11 protein-coding genes and 1 tRNA gene are annotated in these 15,146 nt (G+C 73.5%); 8 read left to right on the top strand and 4 right to left on the bottom strand.

Annotated features, from left to right (window positions below):
- Nucleotides 1-187 precede the first annotated feature (187 nt).
- Nucleotides 188-1,300, top strand: coding sequence for a glutamate 5-kinase (proB, locus tag NBZ85_RS15495; protein WP_261556670.1), 1,113 nt, complete (start codon nucleotides 188-190; stop codon nucleotides 1,298-1,300).
- A 40-nt stretch (nucleotides 1,301-1,340) separates the two neighbouring features.
- Here the strand turns inward: proB and NBZ85_RS15490 are convergent, their stop codons facing one another.
- Together NBZ85_RS15490 and NBZ85_RS15485 are read right to left on the bottom strand one after the other, a co-directional pair.
- Complete coding sequence (locus tag NBZ85_RS15490; RefSeq protein ID WP_261556671.1) at nucleotides 1,341-4,457, bottom strand: AAA family ATPase; 3,117 nt, start codon at nucleotides 4,455-4,457, stop codon at nucleotides 1,341-1,343.
- Nucleotides 4,457-5,677 (bottom strand): exonuclease SbcCD subunit D, encoded by a 1,221-nt coding sequence (locus NBZ85_RS15485; protein WP_261562106.1) that lies wholly within the window; start codon nucleotides 5,675-5,677, stop codon nucleotides 4,457-4,459. The genes NBZ85_RS15490 and NBZ85_RS15485 overlap by 1 nt, the downstream gene beginning before the upstream one ends.
- A 204-nt stretch (nucleotides 5,678-5,881) precedes the next feature.
- On the opposite strand from NBZ85_RS15485, the gene NBZ85_RS15480 reads away from it, so the two are divergent.
- The 3 genes from NBZ85_RS15480 (at nucleotide 5,882) to NBZ85_RS15470 (ending at nucleotide 9,619) form a co-directional block, all read left to right on the top strand.
- The gene (locus tag NBZ85_RS15480; RefSeq protein WP_261556673.1) at nucleotides 5,882-7,141 is read left to right on the top strand and encodes a glutamate-5-semialdehyde dehydrogenase; all 1,260 of its coding nucleotides are present in this window, start codon (nucleotides 5,882-5,884) and stop codon (nucleotides 7,139-7,141) included.
- 162 nt (nucleotides 7,142-7,303) lie between these two features.
- A complete protein-coding gene (locus NBZ85_RS15475) occupies nucleotides 7,304-8,191 on the top strand; it encodes an AAA family ATPase (protein WP_261556674.1) in 888 nt (295 codons plus the stop codon).
- A 12-nt stretch (nucleotides 8,192-8,203) separates the two neighbouring features.
- Entirely contained in the window at nucleotides 8,204-9,619 is a 1,416-nt protein-coding gene (locus NBZ85_RS15470) for a vWA domain-containing protein (RefSeq protein WP_261556675.1), read from the top strand.
- Here NBZ85_RS15470 and NBZ85_RS15465 read toward each other — a convergent pair.
- Nucleotides 9,608-10,891 (bottom strand): acyltransferase family protein, encoded by a 1,284-nt coding sequence (locus NBZ85_RS15465; RefSeq protein WP_261556676.1) that lies wholly within the window; start codon nucleotides 10,889-10,891, stop codon nucleotides 9,608-9,610. The two genes, NBZ85_RS15470 and NBZ85_RS15465, sit on opposite strands and share 12 nt — an antisense overlap.
- Before the next feature lie 159 nt (nucleotides 10,892-11,050).
- A complete protein-coding gene (pgm, locus tag NBZ85_RS15460) occupies nucleotides 11,051-12,718 on the bottom strand; it encodes a phosphoglucomutase (alpha-D-glucose-1,6-bisphosphate-dependent) (RefSeq protein ID WP_261556677.1) in 1,668 nt (555 codons plus the stop codon).
- 210 nt (nucleotides 12,719-12,928) lie between these two features.
- On the opposite strand from pgm, the gene nadD reads away from it, so the two are divergent.
- The 4 genes from nadD to NBZ85_RS15440 all read left to right on the top strand — a co-directional run bounded on the left by nadD (nucleotide 12,929) and on the right by NBZ85_RS15440 (nucleotide 15,024).
- Nucleotides 12,929-13,516, top strand: coding sequence for a nicotinate-nucleotide adenylyltransferase (gene nadD, locus NBZ85_RS15455; protein WP_368861386.1), 588 nt, complete (start codon nucleotides 12,929-12,931; stop codon nucleotides 13,514-13,516).
- Nucleotides 13,517-13,718: 202 nt separating this feature from the next.
- Complete coding sequence (rsfS, locus tag NBZ85_RS15450; protein WP_261556681.1) at nucleotides 13,719-14,174, top strand: ribosome silencing factor; 456 nt, start codon at nucleotides 13,719-13,721, stop codon at nucleotides 14,172-14,174.
- Complete coding sequence (locus tag NBZ85_RS15445; protein WP_261556678.1) at nucleotides 14,171-14,872, top strand: histidine phosphatase family protein; 702 nt, start codon at nucleotides 14,171-14,173, stop codon at nucleotides 14,870-14,872. Before rsfS ends, NBZ85_RS15445 begins: the two co-directional genes overlap by 4 nt.
- Nucleotides 14,873-14,950: 78 nt before the next feature.
- Nucleotides 14,951-15,024, top strand: a tRNA-Ala gene (locus NBZ85_RS15440).
- Nucleotides 15,025-15,146 lie beyond the last annotated feature (122 nt).

The following is a 15,146-nucleotide window of genomic DNA, read 5'->3' as shown; positions in this document are numbered from 1 at the left end:
GGCTGTCGCAGCGGCCCCAGCCTCCCTCGGCCCGCGCGGCAGCGACGACCGGCTGAGCGGTTCCGTCCGGCTCACCCGGGCCGAGCGCATGGCCCGGGCGCGGCGGTCCCGCCTGGCGGACTCCGACGCCGCGGGCGCCGACGCCCGCACCGGCGGCGCCGTCGACACGGACGCGTAGGGGCGCCACATGCGGGCGTTCGTCGCCGATGCGCAGCGTGTCGTCGTCAAGGTCGGGTCGTCGTCGCTGACGACGGCCGCGGGCGGTCTCGACGTCGCCCGGCTGGACAGCCTTGTTTCCGCGCTGCTGCCCAGGGCCGGGCAGCTCGTGCTCGTCTCCTCCGGGGCGATCGCCGCCGGTCTCGCCCCACTCGGGCTGGCCCGCCGGCCGCGTGACCTCGCCACCCAGCAGGCCGCGGCCAGCGTGGGGCAGAGTTCGCTGGTGCACAGCTACGCCGCGGCGTTCGGCCGGGCGGGCTTCCGCGTCGGCCAGGTGCTGCTCACCGCCACCGACGTCATCCGCCGCACCCACTACCGCAACGCGCGTACCGCGCTCGACCGGCTGCTCGAACTCGGCGTCGTTCCGATCGTCAACGAGAACGACGCGGTGGCGACCCAGGAGATCCGCTTCGGTGACAACGACCGCCTCGCCGCGATCGTCGCCCACCTGGTGTCCGCGGACCTGCTGGTGCTGCTGTCGGACGTGGACGGTCTCTACGACGCCAACCCCCGCCACGGGCCGGCGAACCTGCTGCGCGAGGTCCGCTCGGACGCGGATCTCGCCGGGCTCACCGCCCGTGGGACGGGCGCGGCCGGGGTCGGCGTCGGCGGCATGGCGACCAAGATCGAGGCAGCCCGCATGGCCGCGTCCGGGGGGGTCAGCGCGATCATCACCTCGGCGGCGAACGCGGCGCCTGTGCTGCGCGGCGAGGAGGTCGGGACGGTGTTCCATCCCACCGGACCGCGCCGGGCCTCCCGGCTGCTGTGGCTGGCCCACGCCACCGCGCCGGAGGGGCAGCTACGCCTGGACGACGGCGCCGTCGCGGCGGTCGTGCGGCGGCGGGCGTCGTTGCTGCCCGCCGGGGTCACCGGCGTCGAGGGCGACTTCGCCGCGGGCGACCCGGTGGATCTCGTCGATCCCGACGGTCGCCCGGTGGCCAGGGGGCTGGTGGCGTTCGACGCGGCGGAGCTGCCGGCGATGCTGGGCCGGTCCACCGCGGAACTCGCCGCCGAACTCGGCCCCTCCTACGAACGGGAGATCGTGCACCGGGACGACCTCGTCCTGCTGCTGCCGACCCGCTGACTCCCGCGTCGCGCCGTCGGGGCCGGGCGGGCCGGACCGCTCAGGGGGCGGTCTCGACGCGGCTGCCGTTCGTGCCCTTGCTGACCCGGATCTGGTTCGGGATGCGCTGGCGCAGGTCGGCGACGTGGCTGACGACTCCGACGAGCCGTCCGCCGGAGCGAAGCTCGTCGAGGACGCCCATCACCTCGTCCAGGCTGTCGGGATCCAGGGTCCCGAAGCCCTCGTCGATGAACAGCGCGTCCATCCGCCGCCCGCCGGCCTCGGCGGTCACGACGTCGGCGAGCCCGAGGGCCAGCGACAGCGCGGCCTGGAAGGTCTCGCCGCCGGACAGCGTCCCGGTGTTGCGTCGACGGCCCGTCCACGCGTCCTCGACGAGCAGGCCCAGCCCCGCCCGCCGCCGCCGGTCGCGCCGCTCCCCGGTGTCGTGGACGAGGGTGAACCGGCCGCCGCTCATCGCGGCCAGCCGCCGGCTCGCCGCGATCGCCACCTCCTCCAGCCGGGCCGCGAGCACGAAGCTCGACAGTGGCATGCCCTCGGTGTTGCCGCCGCGGCCGGCGGCGAGTTCGGCCAGCTGGTGCAGCTCGTCGGCCTGGGCGCGCAGGGGACCCAACGCGGTGAGGTGCGCGGTGAAGGCGGTGTGGAGGGCGGCGAGTTCGGTGGCCCGCTCGCTCGTGCGGGCGAGCGCCGCGACGGCCGACTCGTGCGCCTGCCGAGCCGCCTCGGCGGTCGCCTCGTGCTCGGCGAGGGGGACTGCGGTGTCGGGGTCGACGGCGACATCGTCGTCGGCCAGCGCCGCGGCGACCGCGGTCGTCTCGTCCCGGTGCGCCTGGACCTCCTGCTCGGCGGTCCGAAGCCAGTCGTCGTCGCGACCGGCCGCGGCGGCGTCGTCGAGATCGGTGAAGCCGGCCTGGCGGACGAGGTCGAGTGCGGTGAGGCCGGCCCGCACATGTTCGGCGCGGGCCCGCTCGGCGGCCTGCTCCGCGTCGTGGGTGGCCTGCTGGTCGGCGGCGAGTTCCGTCACCGCGTCGAGCCGGGCCGCCAGTGCCCCGGCTTCGCGCAGGTAGGTGGGGACCGCCGCGAGGCGGGTCGCGGCGGTCCGGCGCAGCTGCGCCGCGCGCAGCCGGGCCGCCTGCTCGCTGGACCGCGCCGCGGCCAGCCTGGCGGCGGCGTCCTTCTCTCCGTCGTACGCGGCGAGCAGGGCGGCTTCGGCGGGGGTCAGGTCCGCGGCGAGCAGGGCGCGGGCGGCGGCCAGTTCGTCCACGTCGGCGGCGAGCTCCTCGAGCCCGCGCGCCGACGAGGGCGCCCGGTCGTCGAGTAGTCCCGCAAGATCGATTCGCCGTACCTGCGCCAATGCGTCGGTGTCCGGATTTGCCGTGTCCGCCGTGTGCGCCGTGTCCGATAGGCCGGAGGGCTCGCGGGCCAGCTCGGCATGCAGCGTGCGGATCCGCGTCTCCCACCGGTCGGCGGTGCGCAGGGCGTCGGCCGCCGCGGTGGCGAGCCGGTCCGCCTCCTGCTCGGCGGCGGTCTCCTCCTCCTTGCTCACATGATCGGCGCGGACCTCCGCCGGATCGGGGTGCTCGAACGCCCCGCACACCGGACATGGCGTGTCGTCGACGAGCGCTGCGGCGAGTTCCGCGGTGATCGCGTCGAAGCGCTGCCGGCGCACGTCCCCGGCGTGCGCGCGGGCGGCGCGGGCGCGGTCGCCGGCGGCGTCGGCGTCGGCGTGGGCGCGGTGCTGGTCGGTGACCGCGCCGGCCAGCTCCCGCGTCCACCGAGCACGTTCGGTCAGGGCCGGCAGAGCGGCGCCGGCCTGGCGGGCGGCCGCGACTCGGGACTCGGCCGCCGCCCGGACCGCCGGTAGCTCGTCTGCGAGGCGGCACAGGAGTGCCTCGGCGCCGCGCCGATGCTCCTCGGTCTCGCTCTCGGCTTCCTGCGCGGCCTGGTCGTCGTCCCCGGCCTCCGCCAGGGTCCGCGCCAGTCCCTCCAGCCGGCCGACCTCGACGTGGGCGAGCCGGATGAGGCTGGCGAGCTCCTCGACGCCGGGAGGTTCGCTGGGGCTGTCGCCCTGGTCGGTGGGCAGCAGGTCGGTGGGCAGCAGGCCGGTGGGGTGCGCGGCCAGGCGTTGGCGGGCTGCGTCTGCCGCCGCCCGGGTCTGCTGGGCGGTCGTGGTGCGTCGGCGCAGCTCGGTCAGCGCGGGGGTGACGACCGCGGCCCGCCGAGCCGCATCGGCGTCGGCGGCGAGCAGGTCGACGGCGACGAGGCGATCGTCCAGCTCGTCGCGTCGCGCGGTGAGTGTCCGGCGTCGATCGATGCGGCGGACGAGCTCGCGGGCGTCGGCGAGCGCGGCGTCGGCGGCGCTGCGGGCCTGACCGGCGACCTGGTGGGCCGCCTCGGCCGTGGCTGCCGCCGCGGCCGCCTGGTGGGTCAGCGCGGTGGCCCAGTCGGGATCGGCCGCCGGATCGGCGGGGTCGGCGGGCTCGGCCACCCCGGCGGCCTGGGCGATGCGCGCGGCCACCCGGCCGAGCTCGGCCGTGGCGTCCGCCAGCCCGTCGCGGCTGGTCCTGGCCCGGTCGCGCAGCCACTGCTCGGTGAACTCGAAGCGGCTGACGTGGAACAGCGTCTTGAGCAGCTTCTCCCGCTCGTCGTGCCCGGCCTGGAGGAAGTCGGCGAACCGTCCCTGCGGCAGCATGATGACCTGGAAGAACTGGTCGTGGGTCAGCCCCAGCAGCAGGCCGATCTCATGCCCGACGTCCTGCGGCCGGGTGGCGATGGTGTCCCAGCCGTCGCCGGTGTGCCGGTCCAGCCGGGCGGTGGGGTGGGACCGGGTGGTGCCGCCGCCGCGCTTCGGTCGGTCCCATGCCGGGCTGCGGGTGACCCGGAAGCGTCCGGCCGAGACCGAGAACTCCAGGCTCACCTCCGGCCGGGCGGAGGCGTCGGCGTGGTGGGAACGCAGGTCGGGACCGCCGGCGATCTTTCCGCGCATGCCGGGTACCTCGCCGAACAGGGCGAAGCCGATGGCGTCGAGCAGCGTCGTCTTGCCGCCGCCGGTCTCGCCGCACAGCAGCAGCAGGCCGCCGCCGCTTACCCGGTCGAAATCGACGTTGGCCTGGCCGGGAAAGGCCCCGAACGCCTCCAGGTGCAGCCGGTGGGGCCGCATCAGGCCGCCTCCTCGGCGATCCGGGCCGCGTCGAGCGCGTCGGTGAGCAGCGCCCGTTCCCGCGGCGACGGATCGTCGCGCACATGGGCCACGAACGCCGTGGCGATCTCCAGGTCGGTCCGGCCTCGGGTCCGTTCGCCGAAGCTGCGGTCGTCGCCCGCGCCGGCGGGTGGTTCGTGGGCGAGACGCAGGGCGTGGGGGAACCGCCGCTGCAGCGTCGCCATCGCGTCGCCCGGCCGGACCGGATCGGTCAGCACCGCCGAGACGAAGTCCCCTTCGTGGGCGGCGAACCTCGCGGCGGTCAGCAGCTCGTTCAGGGTGCCGCGCAGCACCGCCATCCGTCGTTCGGTGGGCACCGCCACGCCGCGCACCGCCCGGATCCCGTCGCGGCCGATGTCCACCAGCAGGGAGGTCTTGCGGTCGGCGGCCTCCGAGAAGGAGAAGGCCATCGGCGAGCCGCTGTAACGCACGGCGGGCGTGATCACCTGCGGGCGGTGCAGGTGACCGAGCGCGGTGTACGTGATGCCGTCGAACAGGCTCGACGGCACGTTGCCGACCCCACCGACGGAGATGTCGCGTTCGCTGTCGCTGCCCGCACCGCCGGTGACCCAGGCATGCGCGAGGACGACGCTGCGGGCGCCCGGGTGGCCGTCGAGGTCGACCCGCACGGCGCGCATCGCCCGGCGCATCGTCGCCGCCTGCGAGAACGACGTCGCGCCGGCCGGGTCTCGGCCGCCACCCGGGTCCGGGCCACCCGGGTCCGGGCCACCCGGGTCCGGGCCGGCGGGGTCCGGGCCGGGCAGCAGGGTGTTCGCGGTCGCCGGCTCCAGATAGGGGATCGCGTAGATCCGTACGGGGCCGTCGGCGTCCTCGACGACGACAGGGACGCCCACCGCGGCCGGGTCGGTCCTGATCCGGATTCGCGGGTCGAGCAGGCCGGACTTGTCGCCGAGGCGGCGGGCGGCGTCGTGGTTGCCGCTGATGGCCACGACCCGGGTGCCCGCGTCCCGCAGCCGCGACAGCGCCTCGTCGAACAGTTCCAGCGCGCGCACCGGTGGGATGGCGCGATCGTGCACGTCGCCACTGATGAGGACCACGTCGACGGACTCCGCCCGGACGACCTCGACGAGGTGGTCGACGAACGCGGCCTGGGCCGGCAACAGGTCATGGCCGTGCAGGCCACGGCCGAGATGCCAGTCGGAGGTGTGCAGGGCGAGCATGCGAGCACGGTAGGCAGGCGCCCACGCCCGATTGGCACGGGGGTCCGCCGTGGTCGTGAAAGGTGCCGTTGTGCCGCCAGAACGCCCGATTCGTCCCCCGGTCCGCGTCCGGTCCGCACGGACCGGACGCGGGTGCCGCCCGGCGCCGGTAGCCTCAGCAGGGTGGGTTGCGCCGCGGCGCCCGCACTTACGGAGGATCCCGAAATGATCACCTCTGCGGAGGCTGTCCGAGACGTAGCAGTGCGCGCGAAGGCGGCGGCGGCCCTGCTGGCCCCGGTCAGCCGCGGTGAGAAGGACCGGGTGCTGCTCGCGATGGCCGAGGCGCTTCTCGCCCGGTCCGCGGAGATCCTCGCGGCCAACGCCGAGGACGTCGCGGCCGCGCAGGCGGCGGGAACTCCCGGCGCGATGGTCGACCGGCTCACCCTCACCCCGGCCCGCCTGGTGGGCATGGCCGACGGGCTGCGGCAGGTCGCCGTGCTGGACGACCCGGTCGGCGAGGTCGTGCGCGGGCGGCTGCTGCCCAACGGCATGGAACTGCGTCAGGTCCGCGTCCCGCTCGGCGTCGTGGGGATCATCTACGAGGCGCGGCCGAACGTCACCGTGGACGCCGCGGGGCTGTGCCTCAAAAGCGGCAACGCGGTGCTGCTGCGTGGCAGCGCGTCGGCGGTCCGGTCCAACACCGCCCTGGTGGAGGTCCTGCGCGACGTCGCCGCGGCGGGCGGTCTGCCGGCCGACGCGGTCCAGCTCGTCCCCGGTCTTGATCACGACTCCGTGAAGCACCTGATGCGGCTGCGGGGCCTCGTCGACGTGCTCATCCCCCGCGGCGGGGCCGGGCTCATCCGGGCGGTGGTGGAGGAGTCGACCGTGCCGGTCATCGAGACCGGGGTCGGCAACTGCCACGTCTACGTCGACGTCGACGCGGATCTTGACCAGGCGCTCGCGATCACCGTCAACGCCAAGACCCACCGGGTCTCGGTCTGCAACTCGGCGGAGACGCTGCTGGTGCACCGCGCGGTGGCGGAGCGGTTCCTGCCGCGGGTCCTGGCCGCGCTGCACGACGCGGGCGTCGCCGTGCACGGCGACGAGGCCGTGTGCGCGGTGGACCAGCGGGCCGTGCCCGCCACCGACGACGACTGGGCGGCCGAGTACCTGTCGCTGGACATGGCCGTCCGTGTCGTCGACTCGCTCGACGATGCGGTGGCACACATCCGCCGCTGGGGCAGTGGGCACACCGAGGCGATCGTCACCCGCTCGCTGAGCGCCTCCCGACGCTTCATCACGACGTGCGACTCGGCGGCGGTGATGGTGAACGCCTCGACCCGGTTCACCGACGGCGAGCGGTTCGGGATGGGCGCCGAGATCGGCATCTCCACCCAGAAGCTGCACGCCCGGGGGCCGATGGGCCTGCCCGAGCTGACCTCGACCACGTGGGTCGGCGTCGGCGACGGCCATCTCGTGAGCTGACCGGCACCGAGCGGTGGCCGGCGCCGCCGGATCCCGGTGCGCACCGCGGCCTCGCCCACCCAGGCTCGGACCAGAGCCGCAGACGGGTCGTAACCGCTCGTCTGCGGCTTCATCCTGGCACTATGGACGTGGCGATGCTTGACACTGGGACGGAAGGTGGCCATGTCGCTTCAGGAACACGCTTTCGCCGACGTCGCGGACGTGCGGGAACGCCTCCGCGGGACCGGGTACCTCGCGGACGATGCGATTGCCACCACGGTCTTCCTCGCCGACCGGCTGCGTAAGCCGCTGCTCGTGGAGGGGCCGGCCGGCGTCGGGAAGACCGAGCTTGCCAAGGCCCTGGCCACCGCCGTCGGCGCCGAGCTGATCCGCCTGCAGTGCTACGAGGGTCTCGACGAGGCCCGCGCGCTGTACGAATGGAACTACAAGAAGCAGTTGCTGCGCATCCAGGCGGGTTCCGGCGACGCAGGCGCGCAGGGCTGGCAGCAGGCCCACGACGACATCTTCAGCGAAGAGTTCCTGCTGTCCCGGCCGTTGCTGACGGCGATCCGTCGCGAGGAGCCGACGGTCCTGCTCATCGACGAGACCGACAAGACCGACGTCGAGGTGGAGGGCCTGCTGCTGGAGGTGCTGTCGGACTTCCAGGTGACGATTCCCGAGCTCGGGACGATCAGCGCGACCCAGCGCCCGTTCGTCATCCTCACCTCGAACGCGACCCGGGAGCTCTCCGAGGCACTCAAGCGGCGCTGCCTGTACCTCAACCTGGACTATCCCTCGGCGGAGCGGGAGAAGGAGATCGTGCTCTCCCGGGTACCGGACCTGCCGGAGAGGCACGCCGAGTCGCTGGTCCGGATCGTGCGTGCGCTGCGTGCGATGGAGCTGAAGAAGGCGCCGTCCATCGCCGAGACGATCGACTGGGCGCACACGGTGCTCGCGCTCGGGTTCGACACCTTCGACGAGGCGGCCGTCGCCTCCACCCTCGGCGTGGTGCTCAAGCACGCCAGCGACCAGGCCCGCGCCATCAGCCACCTCAAGCTCACCGCGAACTAAGGGGGCGCCGGCATGAACCTGCTGGACCGCACCGTCGAGTTCACCGCCGCCCTGCGCCGGGCCGGTGTCCCGGTCAGCAGCGCCGAGACGGTGGATGCAGCCCGCGCCGTCGGGGCCCTGGGCTGGGCCGACCGCGACGCCGTGCGGGCTTCGTTCGCCGCGACCCTGTGCAAGCGGCCGGTGTACCGGCCCGCCTTCGACACGCTGTTCGATCTGTACTTCCCGCCGCGCATCGGTGACGGTGTCTCGCTGGACGATCTCGCCGGCGACCCGACGGCCACCGGTGACGGCGAGCTGGAACCCGGCGATCTGACGCCGGAGGAGCTGGCGGCGCTGCGGCAGGCGCTGCGCGACGAGCTGCTCGACGCGTTGCGCGACGGCGACGACGAGGCGCTGCGCCAGCTCGCCCGCAAGGCGGTCAACGCGTTCGGCTCGTCGCAGGGCAGCGCCGGCCGCTCCTGGTTCCTGTACCGGGTGCTGCGCGCGATGTCCGCGGAGACGCTCATCGCCGACCTGCTCTCGGCGTTGCTGGGCGACTCCGAGCGCGGCGGCCTCGCCGAGCGGGCCGCCCGGCAGACGATCACCGATCGGATCCGCGATTTCGAGGAGCTGGTCGGCGCGGAAGTGCGGCGCCGGATGGCCGAGGAACGCGGCATCGAGGCGGTCGAGCGCAGCGCGGTCAAGCCGCTCAGCGACCAGGTCGAGTTCCTGCGCGCCTCCCAGCGTGACCTCGTCGAGCTGCGCCGCCAGGTCCAGCCGCTCGCGCGGCGCCTCGCGACCCGGCTGACCGCGCGGCGCCGCCTCGGCCGCACCGGTCGGCTGGACTTTCGGCGCACGGTCCGGGCGTCCCTGGCCACCGGCGGCGTGCCGGTGGACACCAAGCACCGCCCGCACAAGCCGCACAAACCCGAGCTCGTCGTGCTGTGCGACGTCTCCGGCTCGGTGGCGTCGTTCGCGCACTTCACCCTGATGCTGACGCACGCGCTGCGCGAGCAGTTCTCCAAGGTCCGCGCGTTCGCCTTCATCGACACCACCGACGAGGTGACCCGCTACCTGCGCGGCCTCGACCTCGGCGACATGATGGCGCGGATCTCCGCCGAGGCCGACCTGGTCTTCTTCGACGGGCACAGCGACTACGGCCACGCCATCGAGGTCTTCGCCGAAAAGTACCCGGAGGCGGTGGGGCCGAAGACGTCGCTGCTCATCCTCGGCGACGCACGGAACAACTACCGGTCGACGTCCGCGGCGGTGTTCCGGCGGCTGTGCGCGCAGGCCCGGCACTCCTACTGGCTCAACCCGGAGCCGCGCACCTACTGGGGTTCCGGCGATTCGGCGACCGACGTCTACGCCGAGCTGGTCGACGAAATGGTGGAATGCCGCAACATCGACCAGCTCCAGGACTTCATCGAGCGCCTGCTACCCGCCTGACCCGCTGCCGCCGGGCACGCCGGGCACCGGGGTGGCGTTCGCCGGCAGGCCGGGGCCGGGGCCGGGGACGGGGACGGTCAGGCTGACGGCGGGAACGGTCACGCCGGCGGCCGCGGGCCGCTCGGTGCGCTGGCGCGGGACGCGGCTCGTTCCCGGGTTCGTCCAGGCGGGCCGACGCCGCTGGACCGGCCGTTCGACGAGGTAGTACGACGCGCTCGCCAGACCCATGCTGATGACGAGTGCCACGCCCGCCGCGGGCACCCGCCCCACCCGGGGCATCAGCTTGTCCAGGGCCGTCCCGGTGACCGGGAAGTGCCAGAGGTAGAAGCTGTAGGAGATCCGGCCGATCCAGGTCATCACCCGGGTGCCGAGGAAGCGGGCGAGCCAGGTCGGGCGCTGCTGGTCCGCGGCGAGGACCGCGACGGCGGCGATCGCGGCCACCGCCGTGTAGCCCCCGTAGGCCAGCCAGTTCGGCCGGCCGTGCAGGTCCGGGCCGAACACGAACAGGGCGACCAGGGCCATCAGCGCCGCCGGTCCCAGCCGGGCGACGTCGCGCAGGATCTCCGCCTGACGGGGGCCGCGTACGCTCCAGCCCAGCGCCGGGGGCGCCACGGCCTGATGCCGCCACACCCCGAGTAGGCAGCCGACCATCAGCGAGTCGACGCGACCGTCGGGCCCGAAGTAGATCCGCAGGTTTTCCTGACCGTCCACGATGAGGATCTCCCGCCAGCTCACCACCAGCAGGATCGCGCTGATCAGCAGGGTCGGCAGCCGGCGTCGCAGCCGCGAACGGCCGCAGATCACCACCAGCGCCAGCGGCCAGAGCAGGTAGAACTGCTCCTCCATGGACAGAGTCCAGGTGTGACCGAACCACGAGTCGCCGCCGGGCGGGTTGAACGTCCGCTGAATGTTCGCCACGTAGAACACCGAAGCCAGGCCGTTCCAGAGGAACTGCACCTGATCGCTGTGGTCCTTGAGCAGCAGTACCAGCGGTATGCCGACAACGGCGAAGACGTAGAAGGCGGGCAGCAGCCGGAATGCGCGTCGCCCCCAGAAAGCGCGCAGCGAGATCCGCCCGGTGCGGTCGTGTTCGGCGAGGAGCAGGCCGGTGATGAGAAAGCCGCTGAGGACGAGGAACAGGTCGACGCCCAGGTAACCGCCCGGTAGCAGGCCCATGTGATGGACGAAGACGGCCAGGACCGCGATGGCCCGCAGCCCGTCGAGGGCCGGATTGTGCGGTTTCGTCGGCGTGGGCGTGAAGGCGTCGGACACACCGGCCCCCGCGTCTGACGATGCCGGAATCGTGCCGTCCGGTGGGGCGTTTTCGGGTGAGGCTGTCATGGTCTCCCCCCAAGGATCCACACTACGAGTGCGCTGAGCACCGTTGCACGGTAGTCGCCCGGGTAGGGGAGATGGGCGGGATGCGGAGAGTCAGCCGCGGGTGAGGGCGGCGTCGACGATCGCCTGGGCCTGCGTGATCACCTCGTCGAGGTGCTGCGGGCCGCGGAAGCTCTCCGCGTAGATCTTGTAGACGTCCTCGGTGCCGGACGGGCGGGCCGCGAACCAGGCGTCGTCGGTGACGACCTTCACCCCGCCGATCGCGGCGCCGTTGCCGGGCGCATGTGACAGCGCGGCGGTCACCGGGGCGCCGGCCAGCGTGTCCGCGCTCAGGCTCGCCGGCGTGAGGGCCGCCAGGATCTTCTTCTGCGCGGGCGTGGCGGGGGCGTCGACCCGCCGGTACGACGGCGCGCCGTGCAGCTCGGTCAGCTCCCCGTACAGCACCCCGGGATCCCGGCCGGTGACCGCCGTCATCTCCGCGGCGAGCAGGCAGGCGATGAGGCCGTCCTTGTCCGTCGTCCACACCCCGCCGCCGCGGCGCAGGAACGACGCGCCCGCGCTCTCCTCCCCGCCGAAGCCGAGGGTGCCGTCGGTGAGCCCGTCGACGAACCACTTGAAGCCGACCGGCACCTCGACGACGCCGCGGCCGATGCCCGCACCGACCCGGTCGATCATGCTGGAGCTCACCAGGGTCTTGCCGATCGCCGTGCCCGCGGGCCAGTCGGCACGGTGGCCGAACAGGTAGGCGATCGCCGCGGACAGGTAGTGGTTCGGGTTCAGCAGCCCGGCGCCCGGGGTGACGATGCCGTGTCGGTCGGCGTCGGCGTCGTTGGCGAGCGCCACGTCGAAGGACCCGGCGAGGCGCAGCAGAGAGGCCATCGCGTAGGGCGACGACGGATCCATCCGGATCTTGCCGTCCCAGTCCGTCGTCATGAACGCAAACGTCGGGTCGACGGCGGTGTTGACGACCTCGAGGTCGAGTTTGTACCGCTCGGTGAGCGCCTGCCAGTAGACCAGGCTCGCGCCGCCGAGCGGATCGACGCCGATGCGGACGCCGGCGGCGCGGATCGCGTCGAGGTCGACGACGTCGCCCAGGTCGGCGACGTACGCGCCGACGTAGTCGTGCACCACCGCCGCCGCGCGGGCCCGCGCGTAGGGTACCCGGGTGACGCCGGCGAGACCGGCCTCGAGCAGGGCGTTCGCCCGATCCTGGATGACCTTGGTGGCGGCGGTGCCGGCCGGTCCGCCGTGGGTCGGGTTGTACTTGAAGCCACCGTCGGCCGGCGGGTTGTGCGACGGCGTCACCACGATCCCGTCGGCGAGGCCACGCCCGGCTGTGGCGCCCGCCGCGGTGATGCCGAGGTGGCGGTTGTGCCCCAGGATGGCGTGCGAGATCACCGGGGTCGGCGTTGCCTCGCCGTCCGGGGCGATGCGCACCGGCACGCCGTTCGCGACGAGCACCTCCAGGGCGGTGGCCAGCGCCGGGGCGGACAGGGCATGGGTGTCGATCCCCAGGAACAGCGGCCCGTCGACGCCCGCCGCCGCCCGGTAGTCGCAGATCGCCTGGGTGGTGGCGAGAATGTGGTCGGCGTTGAAGGAGCCGCGCAGCGCCGATCCACGGTGCCCGGACGTCCCGAACGACACCCGCTGGGCGGGGTCCGCGGGATCGGGACGGACATCGTGATACGCGGCGAGCAGGGCGTCCACGTCGATGAGGTCCTCGGGGGCGGCGGGCTGCCCCGCGCGCGGGCTGGTCGGCATGGGCGGCGCCTCCTCGCGGTGGAACAAGGGTGGCCCGGCGGCCTGCGGCCAGCCTAGTCGGGTCGTCCCCCACGGGGTCGATGCGTCCCGGGGGCGATGCGTCCCGAGGTCACCGGCTCGCCGTGGGCCGCTGGTGGGCGGGTTTGTGGGACATCTCCCGTCCGGCCGCCGGCTGCGCGCGTGCCGGTCCTGCGGCGTTACTGTCCCGTCGTGCGACTCGGTGTGATGGGTGGGACCTTCGATCCCGTTCACAACGGGCACCTCGTCGCTGCCAGCGAGGTGGCCGCCCTGTTCGACCTCGACGAGGTCGTGTTCGTGCCGAGCGGGCAGCCCTGGCAGAAGGTCCACCGCGTGGTCTCGGACCCGGAGGACCGTTACCTGATGACCTTCCTCGCCACCGCGGAGAATCCGCAGTTCACCGTCAGTCGGGTCGAGATCGACCGGGGCGGGGCGACCTACACCATCGACACCCTGCGCGACCTGCGCGGAGCCCGGCCGGACGACGAGCTGTTCTTCATCACCGGCGCCGACGCGCTCGCCCAGATCTTCACCTGGCGTGACCATCGTGAGCTCTTCGGGCTGGCGCACTTCGTCGGGGTCAGCCGCCCCGGCTACCAGCTTGCCCTGGACGCCGCGCTGCCGGCGGACTCGGTGAGCCTGCTGGAGGTGCCGGCGCTGGCGATCTCGTCCTCCGACATTCGGAAGCGGGTCGGGAGCGGCGCCCCGATCTGGTATCTCACGCCGGACGGCGTCGTGCGCTACATCGCCAAGCGGCACCTCTACCAGCCGCCGGCCTGACCCGGCGCCGGGGCCGCTGCCGGACCATCCCGAACCGTGCCCGGTGCGCTGTTATCACGGTTTTCGGGCCGTCGCCGACCTGATGGGTGCACTGCCCGGGCGGGGATGTGTCACGCTGGACTTAGCCGCCCGACCCCGGGTGGTGCGCGGGCCGACCGGTGGCGGCCGTCCCGCGGACGTCACCACCCTGGAGACCCTCAGCGTGACCGCTTCCCCGCGAGCCGTCGAACTCGCCCTCGCCGCAGCGCAGGCGGCGGCCGACAAGCTCGGCCACGACCTGCTCATCCTCGACGTGAGCGAGCGGCTCGCCATCACTGACTGCTTCGTGCTCGCCTCCGCGGGCAACGAGCGGCAGGTCAAGGGCATCGTCGACGAGGTCGAGGAGAAGTTGCGCCCACTCGGGGCCAAGCCCGTCCGGCGCGAGGGGGAGCGGGAGGGCCACTGGGTCCTGCTCGACTTCGTCGACGTCGTCGTGCACGTCCAGCGGGACGAGGAACGCGTCTTCTACTCCCTGGAACGGCTGTGGAAGGACTGCCCGGTGATCCCGTTCACCGACGCGACCGTCGGCGCCGCGGCCGGCGCCGCAACCTCGGCCTCGGCCTCCGGGGCGTCCTCCGCGGCCGGCTCGCTCGGCGGTGGTTCGGCGAACGCCTTGTGAGGCTGCTGCTCTGGCGGCACGGCCGGACCACCTGGAACGACGTCGGTCGCTTCCAGGGGCACGCGGACCCGCCCCTCGACGCCACGGGGCGGGCCCAGGTCGCCGCGGTGGCCCCGATCATCCGGGCGATGCGTCCGGAACTGGTCGTCTCGTCCGATCTGCAACGCTGCCGGGACACCGCGGCCGGCCTCGACCTGCCGTGGCGGGCCGACGCACGGCTGCGCGAGATCGATCTCGGGTCGTGGTCCGGGCTGACCGGCGCCGAGGCGGCCGTCCGCTTCCCCGCGGAGGACCGCGCCTGGCGCCGCGGCGAGGACGTGCGCCGCGGCGGCGGGGAGACCTACCTCGAGGTCGCCCGGCGTGCCGGGGCGGTCTTCGACGAGGTTCGCGCCGAAGGGCTGCCGTCCGAGCCGGACGGGCTCGTCGTGTTCGTGCTGCACGGCGGCACCGCCCGCTCGCTGATCGGCCGCATCCTCGGCCTGCCGCCGGAGCTGTGGTGGCACTTCGGGCCGCTGGCGAACTGCCGCTGGTCGGTCCTCCGCGTCGTCGAGGGCGGGTACCGGCTCGCCGAGCACAACGCGGGCCCGCTGCTGACCGGTAAGGTCGGCATCGCCGGATCGGGTCTGTCCGAGTCTCTCCTGCCAAGCCAGGGGGCCCCGACGGAGTCCGACACGGAGCCTGTACACTTGCCGAAGTAGCCCACCAGGCGCGGCGGTAACGGTGCCAGGGGGCGACACGCCGAGGTTCACTCGGTCTGATATAAATGAACAGCAGTTGGGGCTGTGGCGCAGTCTGGTAGCGCATCACACTGGCAGTGTGAGGGTCAGGGGTTCGAATCCCCTCAGCTCCACGAGACTTTGGGCGTCTTGTTTTCTCCCTTTGGGGGGAGAAACAGGGCGTCTCTTTTATTTTGCCGGGGGGCCGAGCCCCCCCGAAACCCCCCACGAACTTGCCCGGGGTTGGGGTTGGGGT

Source organism: Frankia tisae, assembly GCF_025403405.1.
Classification (GTDB): domain Bacteria; phylum Actinomycetota; class Actinomycetes; order Frankiales; family Frankiaceae; genus Frankia; species Frankia tisai.
This window is presented reverse-complemented; position numbering and strand designations above follow the sequence as displayed.

Coding starts and splice junctions, on each gene's coding strand:
- NBZ85_RS15480 (WP_261556673.1), top strand. CDS start 5,882: ATGATCACCTCTGCGGAGGCTGTCCGAGACGTAGCAGTGCGCGCGAAG.
- NBZ85_RS15490 (WP_261556671.1), bottom strand. CDS start 4,457: ATGCGGCCCCACCGGCTGCACCTGGAGGCGTTCGGGGCCTTTCCCGGC.
- NBZ85_RS15485 (WP_261562106.1), bottom strand. CDS start 5,677: ATGCTCGCCCTGCACACCTCCGACTGGCATCTCGGCCGTGGCCTGCAC.
- NBZ85_RS15470 (WP_261556675.1), top strand. CDS start 8,204: ATGAACCTGCTGGACCGCACCGTCGAGTTCACCGCCGCCCTGCGCCGG.
- pgm (WP_261556677.1), bottom strand. CDS start 12,718: ATGCCGACCAGCCCGCGCGCGGGGCAGCCCGCCGCCCCCGAGGACCTC.
- proB (WP_261556670.1), top strand. CDS start 188: ATGCGGGCGTTCGTCGCCGATGCGCAGCGTGTCGTCGTCAAGGTCGGG.
- NBZ85_RS15475 (WP_261556674.1), top strand. CDS start 7,304: ATGTCGCTTCAGGAACACGCTTTCGCCGACGTCGCGGACGTGCGGGAA.